The sequence below is a fragment of the Pseudoduganella buxea genome (assembly GCF_009720835.1).
Lineage (GTDB): Bacteria > Pseudomonadota > Gammaproteobacteria > Burkholderiales > Burkholderiaceae_D > Rugamonas > Rugamonas buxea.
Genome location: NZ_WNKZ01000022.1, coordinates 62,254 through 69,777, shown reverse-complemented (window position 1 = coordinate 69,777; position 7,524 = coordinate 62,254). Strand labels below are relative to the sequence as shown.

Genomic DNA, 7,524 nt, shown 5'->3' with positions numbered 1-7,524 from the left:
GCCTTCGTGCTGGCCCGGGCCGGCGATGCCGCCGTGGGCTGCGGCGCCTTGCGTCCGCTCGATGGCCGCATCGGCGAACTGAAACGGATGTACGCGCGGCCCGGCAGCGGCGCCGGCGCCGCCCTGCTGGCCGCGCTGGAAGAGCGCGCCGTGGCGCTGGACTATGCGGAACTGTGGCTGGAAACGCGCGCCGTCAATACGCGCGCAATCCGGTTCTATGAGCGGCAGGGCTACCGGCGCATCGCCAATTACGGCAAGTACGCGGGCAATCCGGCCGCCGTCTGTTTCGGCAAGGGGCTCGGCCAGCAGGGGTAGAATCGAAGCCTGCATGGTGCACTGGGGAGCGCGCGATGACCTTCGATGACTTCATCAGGCTGGTGCAAGCCTGTACTGCGCTGGTGGCCGCCGTGGCGTGGCCGCTGGTGGTGCTGTTCGTGCTGGTGCGCTTCACGCCCGCGCTGAAGGATTTCCTGCTCGACCTGGGTGAGCTCAGCTTCAAGGGCGGCGGCTTCGAGGCCAGCGCGCGGCGCGTGAAGGAAGAGGTGAAAGCGGGGCTGGTGGCGGCCGAAGTGGGCCGCACGGCCGAGGCGGCGCCGACCCTGCGCCAGGCCAGCCAGGCCGCCAGCGCCGCCACCGATGCCGTCAATACGCGCACGATCCGGCGGGCCCAGGGCGCCACCGCCCTGTGGGTGGACGACCGGCCCGACAACAACCGTCTGGAGCGGCAGTCCTTCGAAACCCTGGGCATGTCCTTCGTGCTGGCCACGTCGACCGAGGAGGCGCTGCGCGAGACGGCGCGGCGCAAGTTCGACGTCATCATTTCCGACATGGGCCGCCCGCCCGACGCCCGTGCCGGCTACACCCTGCTGCGGGCCCTGCGCGAGCGGGGCGACACGACGCCCTACGTCATCTACGCCGGCTCGAACGCGGCGGCGCACCAGGAGGAAGCCCGGCGCGCCGGGGCGCTCGGGGCGACCAACCGCGCCTCGGAACTGTTCGCGCTGGTGCTGTCGGCACTGGACGGGCGCGCCTGAAGCTCTTGGGGTCTTGCCTATTCGGACTGGTGGCAGACGACGCACAGCTTGTTGCCGTCCGGGTCGCGCAGGTAGGCACCGTAGTAGTGGGCGTGGTATTGCGGGCGCAGGCCGGGCGCGCCGGCGCAGCTGCCGCCCTGCGCCAGCGCCACCGCGTGGGCCGCGTCCACCGTGGCGCGGCTTGGGGCCAGCAGGGCAGTCATGGCGCCGTTGCCGACAGTGGCGGCGTGGCCGTCCTGGGGCGCACCGATCAGAAGCAGGGGGCGGGGCGCGTCTGCCGGCATCCAGCCGGCCCACGGGCGAGAGTCGTCGCGAAAGCGCAGCGGCTGGCCCAAGACGGCCATCAGCGGCGCATAAAAGGCGAAGGCCCGCTCGAAATCGGTCACGCCGATGAAAACATGGGAGATCATCAGTCGCCGCAGCGGATCGTCACGCTGTCCCCCAGCGCCAGGCGGCCTTCGAACGCCGGCGTGCCGTGCTCGCGGCGCACGATGCGTTCGCGGTTCGATACCGAGGCGCGGATGCGCGCCACGTCCGGCAGCGCATCGAGCGTCCACAGCACCAGGCACTGGAAGTTCTCGTCTTCCGGGCCACTGCGCACTTCGCACTCGGTGCCGGTGGAGGTGGTGATGACGAAGGAAAAGCCGGCGCGCACGCGCGGCTGGCTGCGCATCGCCGCCGTCTGCTGGGGCGTGGGCTTGACGTCCGTGCGGATGTCCGGCGGCTGGCCCGGGTGCAGTCCGGCCTGGGTGCGCACGGGCGTGGCCGCCGTGCCGTCCGCGCCGAAGCGCACGGTGACGGCCTGGCCGGCCCGCAGTCGCAGTGCTTCGAGCCAGGTGCGGTAACCGCCGGCGCCGCCGGCCGCCACGGTGCCGTCGAAGGACAGCATCGCCGCATGCGGCTCCGTCACGCTGCCGAACAGGCGCACCGACAGCAGCGCCAGCCCGTCCGTATCGGCTGCGGCGACCACTTCGCCGTCCACCGCCACACTGATCATCGTCATTGTTTGCCCTTCCTGCGCCGCAGCGCCATGATTGCCAGGATTACCTGGATCGACCGTCCCGCCATCAGCACGCCGGCCGCCAGCAGGGCCAGCGTCAGCACCAGTGCGTAGCCGCCGCCCAGCATCACGGTGGCAAACCAGATGCCGGCCGCCACCAGCAGCACCGTCAGGCACAGGCGCGTGGCCCAGCCTTCGTGGCCTTCCACCTTGCGCGTCAGGTTGCGGTGGGCCAGCGCGATGAACAGCTTGTCGCCGCGCAGGGTGCCGGACAACAGCATCTCATCGCCGTCGTTGATGACGATGGGATGATTGGCGACGATCTTGCACGGCTGCTCGCCCAGCTTGAACACGGCCGCGTGCAGGGTGCTGGTGCCCGTCTCCTTCTTGTACATCACGGTCTTGCCGTGCCGCAGGTCGCTGACGATACCCCGAAGCTGTTCCATCGCCGGCGCCAATCAGAGCGTCACTTCCAGGCCTTCGTAGGCCAGGAACACCTGCAGCCCGCCCAGCAGCGGCGCGTGGCGCGCCATCACTTCGGCGAAGACGGCTTCCAGTTCGTCGTCGCTGCGGGTCGGCTCGTGGTGGGTGCAGTACAGCTGGCGCACGCCGCTGCGCAGCGCCATGGCCAGCGCCGCGTCGAACGTGCCGTGGCCCCAGCCCACCTTGGCCGGGTATTCCTCGCGCGTGTACGAGCAGTCGACGATGAGCGCATCGATGCCGCGCACCATCGCGTCGATGGCCTCGGTGCGCTGCGCCACCTGGCGCGCGCAGGCCTCGTGCTCCGGGTGGCCGGCCGGATAGAGGTTGTACAGGGGTTCATGGTCGCCCGTGAAGAACACGGACTTGCCGTTGCAGTCGACCCGGTAGCCCAGGTCCGTGACCGGGTGGCCCATGACGACGTTGCGCACGACGGCGTCACCCACGGTGACGGCTTCGCCCACCTGCACGGTGCGGTATTCCAGGGTGGCATTGAGCTGCGCTTCGCTGACGGGGAAATAGCTGTGCTGCAGCTGCACGCCCATGATGTGCTCGATGCCGGCGCCGCTGTGCGGATCGGCCACGCCGTACAGGCACACCCGGCTGCCCTTGACGAACAGGGGCGTGAAGAAGGGCAGGCCGTGGATATGGTCCCAGTGGCTGTGCGTGATGAAGATATTGGCGTCGATCGGCCGCTTGCCCCCGGCAAGCAGCGATTGCGCCAGGCAGAACAGGCCGGTGCCGCCGTCGAGGACGATCAAGGTGTCGTCGTCGCTGCGCACTTCGATGCAGGTGGTGTTGCCGCCGTAGCGCACCGTGCGCGGTCCGGGCGAAGGGATCGAACCGCGCACGCCCCAGAATTTGAATTTCATTGTAAAGAACCCCTGGTCGCTTTTTTACAGCATGTTGCGCCGCCGGCGCGTGGCGGCGGTATGCTTGACGCTGATTCGTCGTTTAGCGCGATCATAGCGGTTTTTCTGCGCTTTCTGCTTTCGAAGTTGCAATTAACCGCCCCGCTTGCCCTGTTTTCTGGCCCGACGGCGGTCAACGGCGCGTGCCATTGCGTTGCTAGGGTGTAATATCCGTCCATTGTTTTCTTGGGCCAGCAGCCACCTCGCTCACCATGCAAGTATTGAATCAACAGCAAATCGCCCAGCGGCTCGACCAGTTGACCGAGCTGTCCGTCGCGTTGGGCGCCAGCCACGATATCGACCTGCTGCTCGAGCGCATACTGCTGGTGGCCAAGAGCATTACCAATGCCGACGGTGGCACCGTCTACCGGCCCAGCCCGGACCGGCGCAGCCTGCGCTTTCACCTGTCCGTCAACGACACCCTGGGCCTGCACGTGGGCGGCTCCGGCGCGGCCGATGCGGCCATCGCGCCCGTGCCCCTGGCCGGCGAGCACGGCGAACCGAACCTGGCGTCGGTGGCGGCCTACGCGGCCAATATGGGCCAGTCGGTCAATATCGCCGACGTCTATCAGGCCGCCGGCTTCAATTTTTCCGGCATGCGCGCCTTCGACCAGCAGTTCGGCTACCGTTCCCAGTCCTTCCTGACGGTGCCGATGCGCGACCACGCGGGCGAGCTGCTGGGCGTGCTGCAACTGATCAACGCCAAGGACCCGGCCAGCGGCGCCATCACGACGTTTTCGCCCACCGACCAGCGCTTCATCGAGGCCCTGGCGGCGCAGGCGGCCGTTGCGCTGGCCAACCACCAGCTGGTGCGCCAGCTGGAGGAGCTTCTGGAGGCACTGGTCAACCTGATCAATATCGGCATCGACGAGAAGTCGCCGTACACGGGCCGGCACTGCCAGCACGTGCCGGTACTGACGATGCTGCTGGCCGAAGCGGCCAGCGCCACGGGCGAAGGGCCGCTGGCGGACTTCCACATGAACGACGCCGACCGCAAGGAGCTGCGCCTGGCCAGCCTGCTGCACGATTGCGGCAAGATCACCACGCCCGTGCACGTGGTCGACAAGGCCACGAAGCTGCAGACCATCCATGACCGCATCGAGGAAGTCGATACGCGCTTCGAAGTGCTGCTGCGCGACGCCGAGATCCGCGCGCTCAGGCAGCAGCTGGCCGGCGGCGACGCCGAAGCCATCGGCGAGCGTCTGCACCAGGAGCAGGCCAGGCTGCGCGACGAGCGCGAGTTCCTGCGCCGCGCCAATATCGGCGGAGAGGGCATGGCTGAGGAAGACATGCAGCGCGTGCACCGCATCGCGGCGCGCCGCTGGACCGACCCGTCCGGCCAGGACGCACCCTTCCTCAGCGCCGACGAGGTGGTCAACCTGACGGTGCGCTACGGTACCTTGACGGACGAGGAGCGCAAGATCATCAACAACCATATCGTCATGACGGTGCGCATGCTCGAATCGTTGCCGTGGCCGAAGCACCTGCGCCGCGTGCCGGAATTCGCCGGCGGCCACCATGAGCGGATGGACGGCAAGGGCTACCCGAAAGGCCTGACGGGGGCCGAGATGTCGATTCCCGCCCGCGCGATGGCGATCGCCGACATCTTCGAGGCGCTGACGGCGAACGACCGGCCGTACAAGACGCCGAAACCCCTGTCCGAGGCGCTGCGCATCCTGGGCCGCTTCAGCCAGAACGGCCATATCGATCCTGACCTGTTCGACATCTTCGTGCGCCGCAAGGTGTACCTGGACTTCGCCCGCGCCAACCTGGACCCGTCGCAGATCGACGCGGTGGACGAAGCGGCGATTCCCGGCTACGTGCCGTGACGGCGCTGCTGCGCGGACTGCGCCGCCACGGCGCGCGCTGGCTGGTCGGCCTCTCGATCACGGTCGCCTGCGCGCTGCAGGTGACGGGCTGGCTGCACAGCGATCCGATCGACCGCCTCGACACCTTCATCGCCGGCCTGCGCATGCGCGTCGAGCCGGCGGTGCTGGACGAGCGCGTCGTCATCGTCGATATCGACGAACGCAGCCTGGCCGAAGTGGGGCGCTTTCCGTGGAGCCGCGACGTCATGGCGCGCCTCGTCACGCAGCTGACGCGTCACTACGGCGTGGCCGCCGTCGGCTTCGACGTATCCTTCCCCGAGCCGGACAACAGCTCCGGCTTCCACGTGCTCGAAGGGCTGGCGCGGCGCGAACTGAAGGACGTGGCGGCACTGCCGGACCAGCTGGAGCGGCTGCGCGCGCGGATGGACTACGACGGCCTGATGGCGGCGGCCATGGCCGGCCAGCCGGTGGTGCTGGGCTACGCCACGGGCGGCGGCGGCCGGCGCGGCGTGCTGCCGCCGCCGGCCTTTACCCGCGACACGCTCAATGGGCGCACCCTGACTGCCTACCAGTCGCGCGGCTATGAAGCCAATATCGCGCGGCTGCAGGCGGCCGCCCGGGGCGCCGGCATCTTCAGCGTGCTGCCGGACCGCGACGGCGTCGTGCGTTCGACGCCGCTGCTGCAGCGGATCGGCGACGGCTACTACCCGACGCTGTCCCTGGCCACGGTGGCGGCCGCGCTGCAGGCCCGCGCCATCGCACCCCTGTGGCAGGACAGCGTCGACACCTTGACGGATGCCCAGCGCGCCAGCGGCGGACTCGATGCCATCGCGCTGTTCCATCCGGAGGGTGCCATCCGCATTCCCGTGGGCGAAGGCCTGTCCACGACGGTGCAGTTTCGCGGCACGGGCGGCCCGCACGGCGGCGCCTTCCGCTACGTGTCCGCCATCGACGTGCTGCGCGGCTCCGTGCCGAAGGCGCAACTGGATGGCGTCATCGTCCTGGTCGGCACGACGGCTGCCGGCCTGAACGATCTGCGGGCCACGCCCGTCAGCGCCGTCTACCCCGGCGTCGAGGTGCACGCCAACCTGGTCAGGTCGATCCTGGACGGCAGCTTCAAGGCGCGGCCGGATTACGCCGTCGGTGTCGAGCTGCTGCAGGTGCTCGTCACGGGCGTCGTGCTGGCCGTCGCGCTGGCCCTGCTGGCGCCCCTGTGGTCGATCGTGCTGGCGCTGGCCGCGCTGGCCGGCACGGCGTGGTTCAATTTCTATCTGTACCAGAGCCACGATGCCGTGCTGAACGCGGCCGCGCCCGTGCTCCTGATCCTGGCGCTGTTCGTGTTCAACCTGGCCTGGGGCTATTTTTTCGAAGTGCGGCGCGCCCAGGCGCTGGTGTCGCGCTTCGGCGAGTACGTCGCGCCCGAGCTGGTGGCGGAAATGGCGGAAAATCCCGAGCGCTACACGATGGAAGGCGAAAGCCGCGAGCTGACGGTGATGTTCGTCGATGTGCGGGGCTTCACCACCATCTCGGAAGGCCTGGCGCCGCGCGAGCTGCGCGAATACATCAACCGCTACCTGACGGCCATGTCGGAAGACATCCGCGACAGCCACCGGGGGACGCTGGACAAGTACATCGGCGACGCCGTGATGGCGTTCTGGGGCGCGCCCGTGGCCTTCCCCGACCACGCCAGCCGGGGCGTGGCCACGGCTTTGCGGATGCAGGCCAGCGCGGCCCGGCTGGACCGGGAGTTTCGCCAGCGCGGCTGGCCGCCCCTGCGGATCGGCATCGGCCTGAACACGGGCCTGATGCACGTGGGCGACATGGGCTCGTCGATCCGGCGTGCCTACACGGTGATGGGCGACGCCGTCAACCTGGCGGCACGGCTGGAAGGCATCACGAAGGTGTATGGCGTCGGCATCGCCGTGGGCGCCAACACGCGCGCGGCCGCGCCGGCCTTCGCGTGGCGCGAACTGGACCTGGTGCGGGTCAAGGGCAAGACGGAACCGGTGGCCATCTTCGAGCCGGTCGGCCCGTTCGACACACTCGACGGCCCCGCCCGCGCCGAACTGGCTGGCTGGCACGAGGCGCTGGCGCTGGTGCGGGCGCAGCGCTGGAGCGAGGCGGAGCATGCGCTGGCGTCGCTGCGCGCGCTGGCGCCCGAACGCAGCCTGTACGCGCTGTATGCGGACCGGGTCGCGTTCTACCGCGCCCACCCGCCCGGCCCGGACTGGGATGGCGTGACGAGCTTCGACAGCAAGTAGGGCGGGTCG

The 7,524-nt window shown here is 69.3% G+C and carries 8 protein-coding genes; 4 read left to right on the top strand and 4 right to left on the bottom strand.

Annotated features, from left to right (window positions below):
* Nucleotides 1-315 (top strand): GNAT family N-acetyltransferase (locus GM672_RS10320; RefSeq protein WP_155470442.1); only part of this gene is annotated, 315 nt, incomplete at its 5' end.
* Between the two features lie 35 nt (nucleotides 316-350).
* Nucleotides 351-1,034, top strand: a complete 684-nt coding sequence (locus tag GM672_RS10315) for a response regulator (protein WP_155470441.1) — start codon at nucleotides 351-353, stop codon at nucleotides 1,032-1,034.
* Nucleotides 1,035-1,051: 17 nt separating this feature from the next.
* Here GM672_RS10315 and GM672_RS10310 read toward each other — a convergent pair whose 3' ends face one another.
* Genes GM672_RS10310 through GM672_RS10295 form a run of 4 tightly spaced genes read right to left on the bottom strand, consistent with a single transcriptional unit; the run spans nucleotide 1,052 to nucleotide 3,386 of the window.
* The gene (locus GM672_RS10310) at nucleotides 1,052-1,444 is read right to left on the bottom strand and encodes a VOC family protein (protein ID WP_155470440.1); all 393 of its coding nucleotides are present in this window, start codon (nucleotides 1,442-1,444) and stop codon (nucleotides 1,052-1,054) included.
* Nucleotides 1,444-2,037, bottom strand: coding sequence for a hypothetical protein (locus tag GM672_RS10305; protein WP_155470439.1), 594 nt, complete (start codon nucleotides 2,035-2,037; stop codon nucleotides 1,444-1,446). Before GM672_RS10305 ends, GM672_RS10310 begins: the two co-directional genes overlap by 1 nt.
* Complete coding sequence (locus GM672_RS10300) at nucleotides 2,034-2,480, bottom strand: hypothetical protein (RefSeq protein ID WP_155470438.1); 447 nt, start codon at nucleotides 2,478-2,480, stop codon at nucleotides 2,034-2,036. The genes GM672_RS10305 and GM672_RS10300 overlap by 4 nt, the downstream gene beginning before the upstream one ends.
* A gap of 12 nt (nucleotides 2,481-2,492) precedes the next feature.
* Complete coding sequence (locus tag GM672_RS10295) at nucleotides 2,493-3,386, bottom strand: MBL fold metallo-hydrolase (RefSeq protein WP_155470437.1); 894 nt, start codon at nucleotides 3,384-3,386, stop codon at nucleotides 2,493-2,495.
* 251 nt (nucleotides 3,387-3,637) lie between these two features.
* On the opposite strand from GM672_RS10295, the gene GM672_RS10290 reads away from it, so the two are divergent.
* Entirely contained in the window at nucleotides 3,638-5,254 is a 1,617-nt protein-coding gene (locus GM672_RS10290; protein WP_155470436.1) for an HD family phosphohydrolase, read from the top strand.
* A 5-nt stretch (nucleotides 5,255-5,259) separates the two neighbouring features.
* Entirely contained in the window at nucleotides 5,260-7,515 is a 2,256-nt protein-coding gene (locus tag GM672_RS10285; RefSeq protein WP_155470447.1) for a CHASE2 domain-containing protein, read from the top strand.
* The last annotated feature ends 9 nt before the right edge of the window (nucleotides 7,516-7,524 follow it).